Here is a 15,818-nt window from a genome sequence, read left to right as displayed (position 1 = left end):
TTAATCGTCGAGGCGCTCTTCCAGCTGGCGCACTTCGTAGCTGAGCTTGTCGAGGAACTGCATGCGACGAACCAGGCGCTCGGCCTCTTCATGGCGTGCAGTCACATCCCAACAGGCTGCAAAACTGTCATTGAGCTCTTCCTGAGCAACCTTCAAGCGACGCTTGAAAGTAGCGACGCCGGCAAGGTCGACACTGTCTTGCAACTCTTCCAATTCCTCACGCCATTGCATTTGCTGCATGAGGAACTCGGGGTCTTGCACAGTGACTTCCAGCGGCAGCTCGTGACCGCGCAACGCCAGCAGATAACGCGCCCGTTTCGGTGCGCTTTTCAGCGTCTGATAGGCCTCGTTCAAGCTCGCGGAATGCTCCAGCGCCAGACGCTGCTCGCGCTCGGTGGCGTCGGCAAAACGGTCGGGGTGAACACTGCGCGCCAGCTCGCGGTAACGCGCGGCCAGTTGATCGAGGTCCAGACGGAAGCTGGGTTGCAGTTCAAACAACGCAAAGTGACAAGGGGTACCCACAGCGAGCCTCAGATGTTGAAGCTCTCGCCGCAGCCACATTCACCGCGCACGTTAGGGTTGTTGAACTTGAAGCCTTCGTTCAAACCTTCTTTGACGAAGTCCAGCTCCGTACCATCAAGGTAAACCAGGCTTTTGGGGTCGATAATCACTTTCACGCCGTGACTTTCGAACACCTGATCTTCGCTTTGCGCTTCGTCAACGAACTCCAGGACGTAGGCCAGGCCCGAGCAACCGGTGGTGCGAACACCCAGACGAATGCCGTCACCTTTGCCACGCCCGTCGAGGGAGCGGCGAACGTGTTGGGCCGCCGCTTCGGTCATGCTGATAGCCATGAGAACTCCTTGGTCGTAAACGACTGCTGGTTAGAGCAGGCCTTTCTTCTGCTTGTAGTCGCGAACGGCAGCCTTGATGGCGTCTTCAGCGAGTACCGAGCAGTGAATTTTCACCGGTGGCAAAGCCAGTTCTTCGGCCAGCTGGGTGTTCTTGATGGTCTCGGCTTCATCCAGAGTCTTGCCCTTCATCCACTCGGTGGCGAGGGAGCTGGAAGCGATAGCCGAGCCGCAGCCGTAGGTCTTGAACTTGGCGTCTTCAATCACGCCTTGATCGTTAACCTTGATCTGCAGGCGCATCACGTCGCCGCACGCCGGTGCGCCGACCATGCCGGTGCCGACATCAGGATCTTCCGCGTCCATCTTGCCGACGTTGCGCGGGTTCTCGTAGTGGTCGATGACCTTTTCGCTATAAGCCATTTTGAAGTCCTCTAAATCTCATCAGGGTGCCGCTCTTTGGCAGCTTATTAATGTGCCGCCCATTCCACCTTGGAAATATCGACACCCTCTTTGAACATGTCCCACAGCGGCGACAATTCGCGCAGCTTGGTGACGGCCTCGCGAACTTTCGCAGCGGCGTAATCAACCTCTTCTTCGGTGGTGAAGCGGCCGAAGGTGAAACGGATGGAGCTGTGTGCCAATTCGTCGTTGCGGCCCAAGGCGCGCAGTACGTACGAAGGCTCAAGGGACGCCGAGGTGCAGGCCGAACCGGACGAAACAGCCAGGTCCTTGAGCGCCATGATCAGCGACTCGCCTTCTACATAGTTGAAGCTCAGGTTCAAGTTGTGCGGAACGCGCGCGGTGCTGCTGCCGTTCACATACAACTCTTCCAGACCATCAACCTGCTTGAAGAAACGCTCGCTCAGGGCCGCAATACGCTGGTTTTCCTGGGCCATTTCTTCTTTGGCAATACGGAATGCTTCGCCCATGCCGACGATCTGGTGGGTCGCCAGGGTGCCGGAACGCATGCCGCGCTCGTGGCCGCCACCGTGGGTCTGAGCTTCCAGACGAACACGTGGCTTACGGCTGACGTACAGCGCGCCAATGCCCTTGGGGCCATAGGTTTTGTGCGCCGAGAAGGACATAAGATCGACTTTCAGCTTGCTGAGATCGATCTCGACCTTGCCGGTGGACTGCGCCGCATCAACATGGAACAGCACGCCACGCGAGCGGGTCAGCTCGCCAATCGCAGCGATGTCGTTTATCACGCCGATCTCGTTGTTGACGTGCATGATCGAAACCAAAATGGTGTCTTCACGCAACACCGCTTCGATCATGGCCGGGGTGATCAGGCCATCTTCCTGCGGGTCGAGATAGGTCACTTCGAAACCTTCGCGCTCCAGTTGGCGCGTGGTATCGAGCACCGCTTTGTGCTCGATCTTCGAGGTGATGATGTGCTTGCCTTTGCTCTTGTAGAAGTGCGCGACACCTTTGATGGCCAGGTTGTCGGACTCGGTGGCACCGGAGGTCCAGACGATTTCGCGCGGGTCGGCGCCCACCAGCTCAGCCACCTGACGGCGACCGTTCTCTACTGCTTCCTCGGCTTTCCAGCCAAAGACGTGGGAACGCGAGGCCGGGTTACCGAAGTTACCGTCGACCAGCAGGCATTCGCTCATTTTCTGCGCAACACGGGGATCAATCGGCGTGGTCGCGGAGTAATCGAGATAAATCGGCAATTTCATTGATGTCTCCTAATCAGGTGTAGGCCAATCAGCCTGGCGCCCTACTCAATCGATGGCGGACGCTTCAATTTTATCCATGCGAGGCGTTCTGCCTGAGCAGTGACGCTGGTCCTGGCGTCTGGCGATGTCCTGCACCTCGTGGCGCGTGACGAGATCGGCCAAACTGATACCGCTAAGAAATTCGTGAATCTGCTGGCTGAGGTCGGACCACAGGTGGTGGGTCAGACAGGTGTCGCCATCGTGGCAGCCACTCAAGCCTTGGCAGCGGGTGGCATCCACGGACTCATTGACCGCGTCGATCACCTGGACGACCTGGATGCCGCGCATGTCACGCGACAACTGATATCCGCCACCGGGACCACGAACACTCGACACCAGATTGCCGCGACGCAGCTTGGCGAATAATTGCTCGAGATAGGACAGGGAAATCCCCTGACGCTCGGAAATATCCGCCAAAGAAACCGGACCATGCTGGGCATGAAGCGCCAGATCGAGCATGGCGGTTACGGCGTAACGGCCTTTGGTAGTCAGTCGCATGGCTTGTACCGCAAGATCACTGAATATGCCGTAAGTATGCTATTCCCGAGTATTTAGGTCAACTATAAGACCTATTAAATTACTCGGGATTACGCAGAATGAGGGGCGCGAATCATAGCAAGAAACGCGCTGGCGCGGGCATCAGGCCGCCGGCTTGTCGTCCAGACCTTTGCAGACGTCGGTGAAATCTTCGTCGCGCAGCGCCGGCAATTCCTGGGCGCAGTAGTCGCTGCCCAAGGCGCTGAGCGCCGAGCACATGCCCTCCAGGCGACCGTCAACCGCTTGCAAATGGTCAAGTAGCTGGCCAATGGCCTTGGCGATAGGGTCGGGCATGTCCTGACTGACGCCGTACGCGTCGAAACCAAGCTTTTCGGCGATGGCCTGGCGCTTGGCTTCCACCTCGTCATCAGCCTTGACGATAATGCGACCCGGGATACCCACCACTGTGGCGCCTGCCGGCACCGCCTTGGTGACTACGGCGTTTGAGCCGACCTTGGCATTGGCGCCTACGGTAAACGGACCAAGCACCTTGGCGCCCGCCCCGACCACCACACCGCTCTCAAGTGTTGGGTGGCGCTTGCCTTTGTTCCAGCTGGTACCGCCCAGGGTCACACCCTGATAAAGGGTGACGTCGTCGCCAATCTCGGCGGTTTCGCCAATGACGATGCCCATACCGTGGTCAATAAAGAAGCGCTTGCCGATCTTGGCGCCCGGATGAATTTCGATACCAGTAAGCCAACGGCCAAAGTTCGACACCATGCGCGCCAGCCATTTCCAGCCAGCAAGCCACAGCCAGCCCGACAAACGATGCAGCCAGATGGCATGCAGCCCCGGATAGCACGTCAGAACTTCAAAAGCGTTACGCGCCGCCGGGTCACGATGGAATACGCTTTGAATGTCTTCTCGTACGCGCTCAAACATCTTCACTTCTCCGCTTGTGTGGCTCTCCGCGGGCGGCTTTTTGCGTTTCGGTCAAAATGCCCCGCAGAATATTCATTTCCGACTGACTTACAGCGCTGCGGGCAAATAGCCTGCGCAGACGCGACATCAAGTGCCGGGGGTTTTCCGGATTCAGAAAACCGATCTGCACCAGGGTGCTTTCCAGGTGCCCGTAAAACAGCTCCAGCTCATCCATTGTCGACAGCTGCTCGCTTCTGGGCGAGGCCACTTCAACCTTGTCCGCCCGCTTGCTCTGCCCCTGGCTCGCCAGCCAACCCATGCGCACTTCATAACAGAGCACCTGCACGGCGGCGGCGAGATTGAGCGAGCTGAAATCCGGGTCGGAGGGGATATGCACGTGGTAGTGACAGCGCTGCAGCTCGTCGTTGGTAAGGCCGGCGTACTCACGACCAAACACCAAAGCCACTTCGCCACCTTCGGCCGCTCGATCCACGGCGTGTACACCGCACTCGCGCGGATCGAGCATGGGCCAGGGCATCCTGCGATCGCGAGCACTGGTGCCAAGCACCAGCGTGCAGCCGACTAGCGCGTCTTCGAGAGTGGCAACCACCTGCGCATTTTCAAGAATGCTATCGGCGCCGGAGGCTCGGGCGCTGGCTTCATGACTGGGAAAATCTTGCGGATCGACCAACACCAGGCGCGACAACCCCATGTTTTTCATCGCCCGCGCGGCACCGCCGATATTGCCGGGATGACTGGTATTGACCAAAACCACGCGGATATTTTCCAGCAACGCGAGCGCTCACACAGACGATAAAGGGAGGCAAATCTTACAGAAGCACCCCGGCAAACACCATGCGCATGCCAGGTGGGCCTTCTTCATCTATGGTTTTCTGTTAGAATGCTCGGCTTTCTTTAACGACCTAGGTGACCCTCCATGCAGCCCATGCTGAATATCGCGCTGCGCGCCGCCCGCAGCGCCAGTGAATTGATCTTCCGCTCCATCGAGCGCCTGGACACCATCAAGGTCGACGAAAAAGACGCCAAGGATTACGTTTCCGAAGTCGATCGCGCCGCTGAAACCAGCATCATCACCGCGCTGCGCAAAGCCTACCCAACCCATGCCATCCTCGGCGAAGAAACCGGCCTGCACCCAGGCAGCGGCGACGGTGAAGACTACCTGTGGATCATCGATCCGCTGGACGGCACCACTAACTTCCTGCGTGGCATTCCGCACTTTGCCGTGAGCATCGCCTGCAAATACCGCGGCCGCCTCGAGCACGCCGTCGTTCTGGACCCGGTTCGCCAGGAAGAATTCACCGCCAGCCGTGGCCGTGGCGCCCAACTCAATGGCCGTCGCCTGCGTGTTAGCGGTCGCACCAGCCTGGAAGGCGCCCTGCTCGGGACCGGCTTCCCGTTCCGTGACGACCAGATGGACGGCCTCGACAATTACCTGGGCATGTTCCGCAGCCTGGTCGGCCAGACCGCCGGCATCCGCCGTGCTGGCGCCGCCAGCCTGGACCTGGCTTACGTCGCCGCTGGCCGTTTCGATGCGTTCTGGGAAGCGGGCCTGTCGGAGTGGGATATGGCGGCAGGCGTACTGCTGATTCAGGAAGCGGGCGGCCTGGTCAGCGACTTCACCGGCGGTCACGAATTCCTGGAAAAAGGTCACGTGGTAGCGGGCAACACCAAGTGCTTCAAAGCCGTGCTGACTGCTATCCAGCCGCACCTGTCGGCGCAGCAGAAACGCTAAGCCTTCGGGCGATTAAAAAACCCGGCCATGTGCCGGGTTTTTTAATGGGCAAAAAAAACGCCCCGAAGGGCGCTTCTTCTATTCAGCCTGTTTACTGAGCAGGCTGGTTCTGACCCAGAATCAGCAGGCCGGTTTTTTCGTCGACCGGAATCTGGCTGCCTGGATCACGGTCCATACGCACCTGATCCACCTTGCCGTTCAATTGGTACTTCACATTGTAGCCGACCAGCTTGTCGCTGGTATCGGTGACCGTGTTGCACTTGGTTTCGGTGGTGGTGTAGGTGTCGTTGGCCTGCATGTTTTCCTGCACCTTGTTGCCGGCATAACCGCCGCCGGCGGCGCCCGCTACAGTGGCGATCTTTTTGCCGTTACCGCCACCGACCTGGTTGCCCAACAAACCACCGGCGACTGCGCCCAGCACAGTACCCACAATCTGGTGTTGGTCCTTGACCGGTTTTTGCCGGGTAACGGTGACATCTTTGCAAACCTGCCGCGGAGTCTTGATGGTTTCGTTAATCGGCTCTACCGCGAGTACTTGTGCATACTCCGGGCCACCACCCACCAAGCTATAAGTTGCAACAGCACCTCCGGCGGTAACACCTACCGCACCCAGCACCGCACCAACTAGCATCGACTTGTTCACTTGAAACCTCCTGGTTACACAGAAGCGCCGTAGCGCCTTTCTCCTAGCCTTGGAGTCCTTTTCCTACAATCAGTTCAAAACTACTCGCCCATAAAAAACCGCGGTGCGCCAGGCGCGACCGCGGTCATCGTGTAACGGCCGAGCTTAAGGGCGCTCGTCCACCGCTTCAGTGGTGGCGGGCGGAATCAGGTCCTCAGCACTCAGGTTCAGCCAGATCAACACCACGTTGGCGATGTAGATCGACGAGTAGGTACCTGCCAACACGCCAATAAACAGGGTGATGGAGAAGCCATACAGGTTATCGCCACCCCAGAACAGCAGCGCCGCAATTGCCAGCAACGTGGAGATGGAGGTCGCCATGGTCCGCAGCAACGTCTGGGTGGTGGAGATATCGATGTTCTCGACCAGGGTGGCTTTGCGCAGTACGCGGAAGTTTTCCCGCACACGGTCGAATACCACGATGGTGTCGTTGAGCGAGTAACCGATGATCGCCAGCACCGCCGCCAGCACCGTCAGGTCGAAGGTAATCTGGAAGTAGGAGATCACACCCATGGCCACGATCACGTCGTGGATCAGCGAGGCAATGGCGCCAACGCCAAACTTCCACTGAAAGCGGAAAGCCAGGTACAGCATGATGCCACCCAGTGCCAGCAACATGCCCAGGCCGCCCTGGTCACGCAGCTCTTCACCCACCTGCGGGCCAACGAACTCGACGCGCTTGACCGTTGCAGGGTTATCCACATCCACCGCGCGAAGGGCGTCGGCTACACGGTTACCCAGTTGCGGGTCATCGCCTGGCATACGCACCAGCAACTCGTTGGCAGCGCCGAAGCTCTGCACCACGGCGTCGTTGAAACCAGCTTTCTGCAGCTCTTGGCGCACCTGCAACAGGTTGGCGTCGCGCTCGTAGGTCAACTCAATCAGCGTACCGCCAGTGAAATCCAGACCGTAGTTGAGGCCTTTGTGGAACAGGCTGAACAGCGCGATTGCGGTGAGCACCAGGGTGAAGCCGAACGCGATATTGCGCACGGCCATAAACTTAATCGTACGTTTCATAGCGGCCCCTTAGATCCACAACTTCTTGAAGTCACGACCACCGAAAATCAGGTTAACCATGCCGCGGGTAACCATGATGGCGGTGAACATCGAAGTGACGATACCCAGCGACATGGTCACGGCGAAGCCTTTGATTGGCCCGGTGCCCATGGCGAACAGGATGCCGCCGACCAGCAAGGTAGTCAGGTTAGCGTCGAGAATCGCCGCGTAGGCGCGGTCGAAACCTTCGTGAATGGCGCGCTGGACCGACATGCCATTGGCAATCTCTTCGCGTATCCGCGAGAAGATCAGCACGTTGGCGTCTACCGCCATACCCATGGTCAACACGATACCGGCAATACCCGGCAGGGTCAGGGTTGCACCCAGCAGCGACATCAGCGCCAGCAGCATCACCATGTTGAAGGCCAATGCCACGGTAGCCAGCACGCCGAAGAAGCGATAAATGGCCATGATGAACAGCGACACCAGCAGCATGCCCCACAGGGACGCATCGATACCTTTGGTGATGTTGTCAGCACCCAGGCTCGGGCCGATGGTGCGCTCTTCGGCGAAGTACATCGGCGCCGCCAGACCACCAGCACGCAGCAGCAAGGCCAGCTCGGACGATTCGCCCTTGCCTTCCAGGCCGGTGATACGGAACTGGCTGCCCAGTGGCGACTGAATGGTCGCCAGGCTGATGATCTTCTTCTCTTCCTTGAAGGTCTGTACCGCTACATCCTGCTCAACGCCGTTGACGGTTTGCTTGGTGTAGACGGTGGTCGGCTTCTGCTCGATAAAGATCACCGCCATGCTGCGCCCGACGTTGCTGCGCGTAGCGCGGCTCATCAACTCGCCGCCGTGGCCATCCAGACGGATGTTCACTTGCGGACGACCGTTCTCGTCAAAGCTCGCCGAGGCATCGGTTACCTGGTCACCGGTGATGATCAGGCCGCGCTCCAACGGCACAGCCGGGCGGCCCGGCTCGCGGAATTCGAAGGATTCAGTGGTCGCCTTGGTCGCGTCCGGGCCGGCGGCCAGACGGAACTCCAGGTTGGCCGTCTTGCCAAGGATACGCTTGGCTTCGGCGGTGTCCTGCACGCCTGGCAGCTCAACCACGATGCGGTTGGCACCCTGACGCTGTACCAGCGGCTCCGCCACACCCAGCTCGTTGACGCGGTTACGTACCGTGGTCAAGTTCTGCTTGATCGAGTATTCGCGAATCTCGGCCAGCTTGGCCGGGGTCATTTCCAGACGCAGCACTTGCATGCCGTTGCGCTCTACAGCGGTTACCTGGAAATCGGTGAAATCTTTGCGTATCAGATCGCGTGCCTTGGTCAGCGACTCTTCATCGCTAAAGCCCAGCTGAATGGCGCCGCCTTGCTCAGGCAGGCTGCGATATTTCACGCGCTCTTTGCGCAGCAGGCTCTTCACGTCGCCTTCGTACACTTTGCGACGCGCGTCCAGGGCTTTTTCCATGTCCACTTCCAGCAGGAAGTGCACACCGCCGGACAAGTCCAGGCCCAGCTTCATCGGGCTCGCACCCAGGTTGCGCAGCCAGGTCGGCGTGGTTTGCGCCAGGTTAAGCGCCACAACGTAGTCATCACCCATGGTTTTGCGGATGACGTCTTTGGCCGGCAGTTGTTGCTCTTTATTCACCAGACGGATCAGACCGCCTTTCCCCTGCTCAGCCAGCGTGGCTGCCTTTACCTGGATACCTGCATCGGTCAGCGCCTTGCTGGCGCGGTCCAGGTCACCCTGGTTGACCTGCAACGCTGTGCTGGCACCGCTGATCTGTACGGCCGGGTCGTCCGGGTACAGGTTGGGCGCAGAATAAATGAAGCCGATCACCAGAACCGCGACGATCAGCAGGTATTTCCACAGAGGGTATTTGTTCAGCATGACGCCGCCCGCTTATGACGCGGGGCGCCTTTAGCGCCCCGTCGAGTAATAAATGTTGTGAAGTTAGATGGCTTTCAGCGTGCCCTTGGGCAGCGTGGCACCAATGGCGCCTTTCTGAATTTTCAGCTCAACGGTGTCAGACACTTCGATAACCACGAAATCGTCGGTCACTTTGGTGATCTTGCCGGCGATGCCACCGGAGGTAACCACTTCGTCGCCCTTTTGCAGGTTGCTCAAGAGGTTCTTCTGCTCTTTCGCGCGCTTGGCCTGTGGGCGCCAGATCATCAGGTAGAAGATGACCATGAAGCCGACCAGGAAAATGATCGACATGCTGTCGCCGCCCACCGGGCCGGCTGCTGCGGCTGGCGCGGCGTCAGCGAGAGCGTCGGAAATGAAAAAGCCCATGTAAAACTCCTGTTAGAGATTCTTTTAAAAGGTGATCAGTCAGTCCAGCGGCGGTGTAGTAAGCCCGCGCCGGGCGTAGAAGGAATCGACGAAGGCGGCCAATGTACCCTGTTGAATAGCCTCGCGCAAACCAGCCATAAGGCGCTGGTAATGGCGCAAATTGTGGATGGTATTCAACATGCTACCGAGCATTTCGTCGCACTTGTCCAAGTGGTGCAGATAGGCCCGGGAGAAGTTCTGACAGGTGTAGCAATCGCAGGTCGGGTCCAGCGTGCTGTTGTCTTGCTTATGAGCCGAATTGCGAATCTTCAGAACCCCGGTATCGACGAACAGATGGCCGTTGCGCGCATTACGCGTCGGCATCACGCAGTCGAACATGTCCACACCACGGCGCACACCTTCAACCAGGTCTTCGGGCTTGCCAACACCCATCAGGTAACGCGGTTTGTCTGCCGGCATGCGCCCTGGCAGGTAGTCGAGCACGCGAATCATCTCTTCCTTGGGCTCACCCACCGACAACCCGCCAATGGCCAGGCCATCGAAGCCGATCTCGGTCAGGCCTTCGAGCGAGCGCATACGCAGGTCTTCGTGCATGCCGCCCTGCACAATGCCGAACAGCGCCGCGGTGTTGTCGCCATGGGCGATCTTCGAGCGCTTGGCCCAACGCAGCGACAGCTCCATGGAGGTGCGCGCCACGTCGAGGTCGGCCGGATACGGCGTGCACTCATCAAAAATCATCACGATGTCGGAGCCCAGGTCGCGCTGCACCTGCATCGACTCTTCCGGCCCCATAAATACCTTGCTGCCGTTAACGGGCGAGGCGAAGGTGACGCCCTCCTCCTTGATCTTGCGCATGGCGCCCAGGCTGAACACCTGAAAGCCGCCGGAGTCGGTGAGGATCGGCCCCTTCCACTGCATGAAATCGTGCAGGTCGCCGTGCTGCTTGATCACTTCCATGCCCGGGCGCAGCCACAGGTGAAAGGTGTTGCCGAGGATCATCTGCGCGCCAATGGCTTCGATGTCTCGCGGCAGCATGCCTTTGACCGTGCCATAGGTGCCCACCGGCATGAAGGCCGGGGTTTCGACCACGCCACGGGGGAACGTCAGGCGGCCGCGACGGGCCTTGCCATCAGTGGCCAGCAGTTCGAAGGTCATGCGGCAGGTGCGGCTCATGCTTGCTCCTCGGGTCCGCGCGCGGCGGGATTGCGGGTAATGAACATGGCATCACCGTAACTGAAGAACCGGTAACCCTCGGCAATGGCCGTGGCGTAGGCCGCCATGGTCTGCGGATAACCGGCAAAGGCCGAAACCAACATCAGCAATGTCGATTCCGGCAAATGGAAATTGGTGACCAGAGCATCGACCACATGAAACGGCCGGCCCGGATAGATAAAGATATCGGTGTCGCCACTGAACGGTTTGAGTTCGCCATCGCGCGCCGCGCTTTCCAGCGAACGCACGCTGGTGGTTCCCACGGCAATCACCCGGCCACCGCGCGCACGGCAGGCGGCTACGGCATCAACCACCTGTTGCGTCACTTCCAACCACTCGTTATGCATATGGTGGTCTTCAATCTTTTCCACCCGCACGGGCTGGAACGTACCGGCACCCACATGCAGGGTGACGAACGCCGTCTCCACACCCTTGGCGCTGATGGCCGCCAGCAGCGGCTGATCAAAATGCAGCCCCGCAGTCGGCGCCGCCACCGCACCGGCGCGCTCGGCGTACACGGTTTGATAACGCTCGCGGTCGGCGCTGTCGTCGGGGCGATCTATATAAGGAGGCAACGGCATATGCCCGACACGCTCGAGCAGCGGCAGCACGTCTTCGTTGAAGCCCAACTCGAACAGCGCATCGTGGCGCGCCAGCATCGTGGCTTCGGCGCCGCCATCAATCAAAATGGTCGAGCCCGGCTTGGGCGACTTGCTCGAACGCACATGGGCGAGTACGCGGCGGTTATCCAGTACACGTTCCACCAACACTTCCAGCTTGCCGCCGGACGCCTTCTGGCCAAACAGGCGCGCGGGAATCACTCGGGTGTTGTTGAACACCATCAAGTCGCCGGGGCGCAGGTATTCCAGAAGGTCAGAGAACTGGCGATGGGCCAGCGCACCGGTTGGGCCGTCGAGGCTGAGCAGGCGGCTACCCTGGCGTTGCGCCAAAGGGTGGCGCGCGATCAGGGCGTCCGGCAGCTCGAAATTGAAATCGGCAACACGCATGATGGGAGGTCATTTTTCAGGGGCGCGAAGTTTAACGGAAATACGCAAAATTGACCACGCGCCCCCGTTGACCAGTCGCGAAGGTCTCCCTATACTGCGCGCCCTATGTGCCCTGGTGGCGGAATTGGTAGACGCGGCGGATTCAAAATCCGTTTTCGAAAGGAGTGGGAGTTCGAGTCTCCCCCGGGGCACCAAGCACATTAAAAAGGTCTTGCATCGCAAGGCCTTTTTTTATGCCTGCGATTTGACACTACCGCCATTTCTTCCCTACCGACCAGGCAGCCCGAGACCAGATGACCGACGTGTCTAGGCAAGTGGTATGGTCATCGAAATATACTGGCGCGTACCAACGTCGGTACATAACGCTAAGGAAAAGGCACCGCGCATGAAAAGGATCGAGTCTCTGGACTACTTGCGTGGCGCGATGGCGTTTGCGGTGATGGCCTATCACTTCACCAGTTGGAGCGGTCTGCCGCAGGAAAGCGAATCCATTCTGGGCCGGCTGGGCATCTATGCCGTATCCATGTTCTACATTCTCAGCGGCTTGAGCCTTGCCTTGGTTTATAGCGGCCGAATCAATAATGGCGCCGACATTCGAGACTTCGCGATCAAACGCGCCTTCCGGATCATTCCACTGTTCTGGCTGGTTATTTCGCTAAGCGTTGCGGAGCGATTTTTGGTTTCCCACTTTCGCGGCGCACCGGTGGACCTAAGCGTTTTCGAGGTATTCGCCAACTACTCGTTTTTATTTGGCTTCCTCGACCCGTCCTTGGCACTTACAACTGGCGGCTGGTCCATTGGCAACGAAGTGTTCTTCTACGTTTGCTTCCCGTTCGTTATTTTGCTGGCGGCTAAAAACCGGGCAACCATCCCCCTGTTTTTTGCGGTGACTACCGCCATCGCTATCTATTTCGCGTACTCGGCACTGTCACCCGGCAAGACGTTGAATGAGCAGTGGCCAACCTATGTGAACTCGCTCAATCAGATATTTCTGTTTGCCAGCGGCATCGCTATCGCCTGCTACAAAACCCAGATCGCTGCACTATTGAACAAAGCCTGGATGAGCCTTGCACTGATAGGCATCGGCTGCCTGGTGTTCTGTCTCTACCCGATAACGGGTGACCGGATAAACCTGGTGACCGCCGAAGAACGATTCATCCTGTCGGCCGCCTGCATGGTGGTGGTAGCAGCAGTTCTGACCTTCAACCCTTCCTTCGAAAACATCGGCGCCGCGGGCTTGCGCGTGCTTGGCGAGTCCAGCTACGCGCTCTACCTGCTGCACCCCAAGGTCTACCTCGTTACGAACGCCATCGGCACAAAACTGGGGGCAGGAAAAATTGTGATCGCCGTAGCCGCGGTGCTTGTAACGTTGGTGGCGAGCTGGCTGACCTATCGATTGTTCGAAACGTTTTTCATCAATGCCGGGCAGAGAATTACCGCTCGCCTCAACCGTCAACGTAATACCCTGAGAGCGGCCAAAGCATAAGTCCAACGACCGCACACCAGGGAAACTAAATCGCTACGCTGGCTGCGTAAGTGCACGCGGGGCACCCTACTTCGATTCCTGCCAATCCCCGCCCAATTTCACCGTAAATATTACGCTCCTCAAGTCCTTTGCAGATCGCCGGCGAGAAGTAACCGGCGTCCAAGGCCAGTCGAGTGAGTTCGTCGCGCTCGCATTGGCGATCCTGGCGCGCTAGATACGGCCGGCTGTCGTGCACATTGCCGGGCGTTACAAATGAGTCGGTGATGATGGCGTGCTTGCCATCCACGGTGCGGTGATCGAGGTAAAAGAAGCCTTATGGTTTGTTGTCACCGGTCATAAAACCGCTTTCGGGATCGGTGGTGCTGACCTTGGTTTCCTTGAGCCCGGGCGCTGTGTCACGAGGCTTGAGAGGGCGCTTGCCCTGCGCCAGACGATCCTCATTGATGGCCGCATTTAGCTCGGCTAGATACTCCACAGAACGCTGTTCGACCTGATGCACGGCAAAGCGTTTTTTTGCTGGCATTGGCTTTGAGGTGCGCGCTGTCGGTATGCAGCACTTCACCGTCGATTAGCCATTTTTGATCGCCTGCTCAACGATGCCGTCGAAGATTATTTGCTCAATATCGGTATCAGCAAACCTGCGGCGTCGGTTCTGACTGAGGGTCGAGGCATCGGGCACCTTGTCGGTCAGGCTTAGGTCCAGAAACCAGCGGTAGGCCACGTTAATCTGAATCTCGCGCATCAACTGGCGCTCGCTGCACGCGCCAATAAATAGAATCTTGAAGAGCACCACCGGATCAATCGCCAGCCTGCTGTTGTCGGCACTGTACAGGTGCTGCGTGGCGGGGCGAATGAACTCGAAGTCGATTTGGCGGGTAATCTTCCGCAGCAGGTGATCGGCTGGGACTAGCTCTTCTAGCGCCACCATCTCCAGCGCGTGCTTTTGGGGGATGGGGGGTTGAGCATCGGAGTTGGCTCTAAAAACGATGAGCCTATAAAAAAAAAGCCCCTAGCCTGGCGGCTAGGGGCTTTATCAGCAACCTGAGCCCTATTCATAGGGCCTTTTTTTATGCCTACAGAACGGCAATAACACGCACTGGCTGCAGCAGACTAGCGCCTAATTGAAACGCTGGCCGTTGCCTCGGATGATGTCCCATCCAACCCCCACGCCAATGCCTGCAGCCCGAACACGTGACCTCGAGTCAGATCAACTGTCGACTCACACGCCCAGTTGCCATAGTCATTGACCGTGGCTTCACACACATAACTGCCTGTCGTTATGGCGCCTTCGGAAGGCCCTGAGCTGATACTCACGGTTACGGCCGCGCCAGGCGCTCCCGTGCCTTGAATCGACGGGCGCTGAGTAGCTACATGTTCAACTTGCTGCGGGTTGGGCGAGGTTATTCGCAGGTGCGGCGGTGGCAAGACAGGGCTCGGGGTGATAACCAGATCACGTGGATAGTTGAGCCCGCTGACCAGATTGACGATTTTCACCCCGGATTCATCGCGAAATCTTTTGTAGACCCCGCCATCTCCCCAGGTGAAGTACAGCCCGCTCTCGTCCATCGCAATGCCCGACGACTCACTACCGCCAACGAGCCGCGTCAGCCGTTCCTGCCCAGGCGTGTAGCTGTAAATGCCTGGTCCGCGGCCGTCATTTGAGTCTGCAACCGAGAAGACGACCTGATCTGCCGAATCAATTGCAAGCCCGGTTGGCATACGCAATCCGCTAACGAGCTTTGCCAGCGTGGAGGTGGCTACGTCCCACTTGAAGATCCCGCCCTCTTGCGCCGAGGAAATATAAAGATTGCCGCGGCTGTCGAGAGCCAACCTGTTCGGGCGGAGATTGGCTACTACCACAGGCTGGCCATCGCCTGACGGGTAGTAAGAAACGGTAAAGGGCCCGTCTTCAGCGATATACATACCGCCCTGGCGGTCAACCACCACATCGGTCGGCCCGAGCAAGCCGCGCCTTAACACCGTGCCGCCACCGCCACCTGGGGGATAGCGAGTTAACGTGCCCGCGTGATAACTGACGGCATAAAGATTTCCGGCTGTATCGGCCGTGATGCGAGGTGCATTGATGTACCGGTCAATCTCGCGCAACGGGGCGGAGGGGTCAGCACTCAGAATCGACACAGTGCCATCGGCATAGGTCCCGTTACTACCGCTGTCCTGGGCAACGTAGATAACTGGCATATCAGGCGGTGCGGCCATGACGGTCGTTGTTGCCAAGGAACACAACAAAGCCAGGGCCGCAGACTTGGCTTTTTTCGGAGCGGTAAACGGTGAACGAACGACGAACGAATGAGTATCCATGGTAAGACTTCCTTCTCTCCAACTCAGCGTTCACGCCAAAAAGCAGCGTGGTTATAGAGAGCACCTGTCGCGCTCTCATAACCAAAAGC

At 58.6% G+C, this 15,818-nt stretch carries 16 protein-coding genes, 1 tRNA gene and 1 pseudogene; 3 read left to right on the top strand and 15 right to left on the bottom strand.

The window, feature by feature from the left end; genetic code table 11:
• From hscB to trmJ, 7 genes are all read right to left on the bottom strand, one after another.
• A complete protein-coding gene (gene hscB, locus PKE98_RS04870) occupies nt 1–522 on the bottom strand; it encodes a co-chaperone HscB (RefSeq protein WP_271194151.1) in 522 nt (173 codons plus the stop codon).
• A gap of 8 nt (nt 523–530) precedes the next feature.
• Nucleotides 531–854 carry an iron-sulfur cluster assembly protein IscA gene (gene iscA / locus PKE98_RS04865; protein WP_110616475.1) on the bottom strand — a complete coding sequence of 108 codons (324 nt, stop codon included), beginning with the start codon at nt 852–854 and terminating at the stop codon, nt 531–533.
• A 30-nt stretch (nt 855–884) separates the two neighbouring features.
• Nucleotides 885–1,271, bottom strand: a complete 387-nt coding sequence (gene iscU / locus PKE98_RS04860) for a Fe-S cluster assembly scaffold IscU (protein ID WP_108095972.1) — start codon at nt 1,269–1,271, stop codon at nt 885–887.
• Between the two features lie 47 nt (nt 1,272–1,318).
• Nucleotides 1,319–2,533, bottom strand: a complete 1,215-nt coding sequence (locus PKE98_RS04855) for an IscS subfamily cysteine desulfurase (RefSeq protein ID WP_271194150.1) — start codon at nt 2,531–2,533, stop codon at nt 1,319–1,321.
• Nucleotides 2,534–2,578: 45 nt separating this feature from the next.
• Nucleotides 2,579–3,070: a Fe-S cluster assembly transcriptional regulator IscR gene (iscR, locus tag PKE98_RS04850; RefSeq protein ID WP_110616477.1), complete on the bottom strand. Its 492-nt coding sequence runs from the start codon at nt 3,068–3,070 to the stop codon at nt 2,579–2,581.
• A 141-nt stretch (nt 3,071–3,211) separates the two neighbouring features.
• The gene (cysE, locus tag PKE98_RS04845; protein ID WP_271194149.1) at nt 3,212–3,991 is read right to left on the bottom strand and encodes a serine O-acetyltransferase; all 780 of its coding nucleotides are present in this window, start codon (nt 3,989–3,991) and stop codon (nt 3,212–3,214) included.
• The gene (trmJ, locus tag PKE98_RS04840) at nt 3,984–4,763 is read right to left on the bottom strand and encodes a tRNA (cytosine(32)/uridine(32)-2'-O)-methyltransferase TrmJ (protein ID WP_271194148.1); all 780 of its coding nucleotides are present in this window, start codon (nt 4,761–4,763) and stop codon (nt 3,984–3,986) included. The genes cysE and trmJ overlap by 8 nt, the downstream gene beginning before the upstream one ends.
• Nucleotides 4,764–4,907: 144 nt before the next feature.
• Between trmJ and suhB the strand changes: the two genes are divergently transcribed.
• A complete protein-coding gene (gene suhB, locus PKE98_RS04835) occupies nt 4,908–5,723 on the top strand; it encodes a type III secretion system regulator SuhB (protein WP_108095977.1) in 816 nt (271 codons plus the stop codon).
• A gap of 91 nt (nt 5,724–5,814) precedes the next feature.
• Here the strand turns inward: suhB and PKE98_RS04830 are convergent, their stop codons facing one another.
• The 6 genes from PKE98_RS04830 to queA all read right to left on the bottom strand — a co-directional run bounded on the left by PKE98_RS04830 (nt 5,815) and on the right by queA (nt 11,924).
• The gene (locus PKE98_RS04830; RefSeq protein ID WP_271194147.1) at nt 5,815–6,366 is read right to left on the bottom strand and encodes a glycine zipper 2TM domain-containing protein; all 552 of its coding nucleotides are present in this window, start codon (nt 6,364–6,366) and stop codon (nt 5,815–5,817) included.
• Nucleotides 6,367–6,510: 144 nt separating this feature from the next.
• Nucleotides 6,511–7,422 carry a protein translocase subunit SecF gene (gene secF, locus PKE98_RS04825; protein WP_271194146.1) on the bottom strand — a complete coding sequence of 304 codons (912 nt, stop codon included), beginning with the start codon at nt 7,420–7,422 and terminating at the stop codon, nt 6,511–6,513.
• 9 nt (nt 7,423–7,431) lie between these two features.
• A complete protein-coding gene (secD, locus tag PKE98_RS04820) occupies nt 7,432–9,300 on the bottom strand; it encodes a protein translocase subunit SecD (protein ID WP_271194145.1) in 1,869 nt (622 codons plus the stop codon).
• Between the two features lie 63 nt (nt 9,301–9,363).
• Nucleotides 9,364–9,705 (bottom strand): preprotein translocase subunit YajC, encoded by a 342-nt coding sequence (gene yajC, locus PKE98_RS04815; protein ID WP_271194144.1) that lies wholly within the window; start codon nt 9,703–9,705, stop codon nt 9,364–9,366.
• 39 nt (nt 9,706–9,744) lie between these two features.
• Nucleotides 9,745–10,860 carry a tRNA guanosine(34) transglycosylase Tgt gene (tgt, locus tag PKE98_RS04810; protein WP_271194420.1) on the bottom strand — a complete coding sequence of 372 codons (1,116 nt, stop codon included), beginning with the start codon at nt 10,858–10,860 and terminating at the stop codon, nt 9,745–9,747.
• 14 nt (nt 10,861–10,874) lie between these two features.
• Nucleotides 10,875–11,924: a tRNA preQ1(34) S-adenosylmethionine ribosyltransferase-isomerase QueA gene (queA, locus tag PKE98_RS04805; RefSeq protein WP_271194143.1), complete on the bottom strand. Its 1,050-nt coding sequence runs from the start codon at nt 11,922–11,924 to the stop codon at nt 10,875–10,877.
• A gap of 109 nt (nt 11,925–12,033) precedes the next feature.
• On the opposite strand from queA, the gene PKE98_RS04800 reads away from it, so the two are divergent.
• Together PKE98_RS04800 and PKE98_RS04795 are read left to right on the top strand one after the other, a co-directional pair.
• Nucleotides 12,034–12,118, top strand: a tRNA-Leu gene (locus PKE98_RS04800).
• Between the two features lie 125 nt (nt 12,119–12,243).
• Entirely contained in the window at nt 12,244–13,410 is a 1,167-nt protein-coding gene (locus PKE98_RS04795) for an acyltransferase family protein (RefSeq protein ID WP_271194142.1), read from the top strand.
• 91 nt (nt 13,411–13,501) lie between these two features.
• On the opposite strand, the pseudogene PKE98_RS04790 reads toward PKE98_RS04795, so the two are convergent.
• Both PKE98_RS04790 and PKE98_RS04785 read right to left on the bottom strand, forming a co-directional pair.
• Nucleotides 13,502–14,338 (bottom strand): annotated as a pseudogene (locus PKE98_RS04790) (transposase); the annotation flags it as partial.
• A 182-nt stretch (nt 14,339–14,520) separates the two neighbouring features.
• Nucleotides 14,521–15,729, bottom strand: a complete 1,209-nt coding sequence (locus PKE98_RS04785; RefSeq protein ID WP_271194141.1) for an SMP-30/gluconolactonase/LRE family protein — start codon at nt 15,727–15,729, stop codon at nt 14,521–14,523.
• Nucleotides 15,730–15,818 lie beyond the last annotated feature (89 nt).

The organism is Pseudomonas turukhanskensis (assembly GCF_027922365.1).
GTDB lineage: Bacteria > Pseudomonadota > Gammaproteobacteria > Pseudomonadales > Pseudomonadaceae > Aquipseudomonas > Aquipseudomonas turukhanskensis.
The sequence above is the reverse complement of the archived record's forward strand: the minus strand, read 5'-3'. Positions and strand labels throughout refer to the sequence as shown.

Excerpts from the sequence above, each read along its gene's own strand:
- iscA (WP_110616475.1), bottom strand. The coding sequence starts at position 854 with ATGGCTATCAGCATGACCGAAGCGGCGGCCCAACACGTTCGCCGCTCC.
- iscU (WP_108095972.1), bottom strand. The coding sequence starts at position 1,271 with ATGGCTTATAGCGAAAAGGTCATCGACCACTACGAGAACCCGCGCAAC.
- PKE98_RS04855 (WP_271194150.1), bottom strand. The coding sequence starts at position 2,533 with ATGAAATTGCCGATTTATCTCGATTACTCCGCGACCACGCCGATTGAT.
- iscR (WP_110616477.1), bottom strand. The coding sequence starts at position 3,070 with ATGCGACTGACTACCAAAGGCCGTTACGCCGTAACCGCCATGCTCGAT.
- cysE (WP_271194149.1), bottom strand. The coding sequence starts at position 3,991 with ATGTTTGAGCGCGTACGAGAAGACATTCAAAGCGTATTCCATCGTGAC.
- suhB (WP_108095977.1), top strand. The coding sequence starts at position 4,908 with ATGCAGCCCATGCTGAATATCGCGCTGCGCGCCGCCCGCAGCGCCAGT.
- secF (WP_271194146.1), bottom strand. The coding sequence starts at position 7,422 with ATGAAACGTACGATTAAGTTTATGGCCGTGCGCAATATCGCGTTCGGC.
- secD (WP_271194145.1), bottom strand. The coding sequence starts at position 9,300 with ATGCTGAACAAATACCCTCTGTGGAAATACCTGCTGATCGTCGCGGTT.
- yajC (WP_271194144.1), bottom strand. The coding sequence starts at position 9,705 with ATGGGCTTTTTCATTTCCGACGCTCTCGCTGACGCCGCGCCAGCCGCA.
- tgt (WP_271194420.1), bottom strand. The coding sequence starts at position 10,860 with ATGACCTTCGAACTGCTGGCCACTGATGGCAAGGCCCGTCGCGGCCGC.
- queA (WP_271194143.1), bottom strand. The coding sequence starts at position 11,924 with ATGCGTGTTGCCGATTTCAATTTCGAGCTGCCGGACGCCCTGATCGCG.
- PKE98_RS04795 (WP_271194142.1), top strand. The coding sequence starts at position 12,244 with ATGGTCATCGAAATATACTGGCGCGTACCAACGTCGGTACATAACGCT.
- PKE98_RS04785 (WP_271194141.1), bottom strand. The coding sequence starts at position 15,729 with ATGGATACTCATTCGTTCGTCGTTCGTTCACCGTTTACCGCTCCGAAA.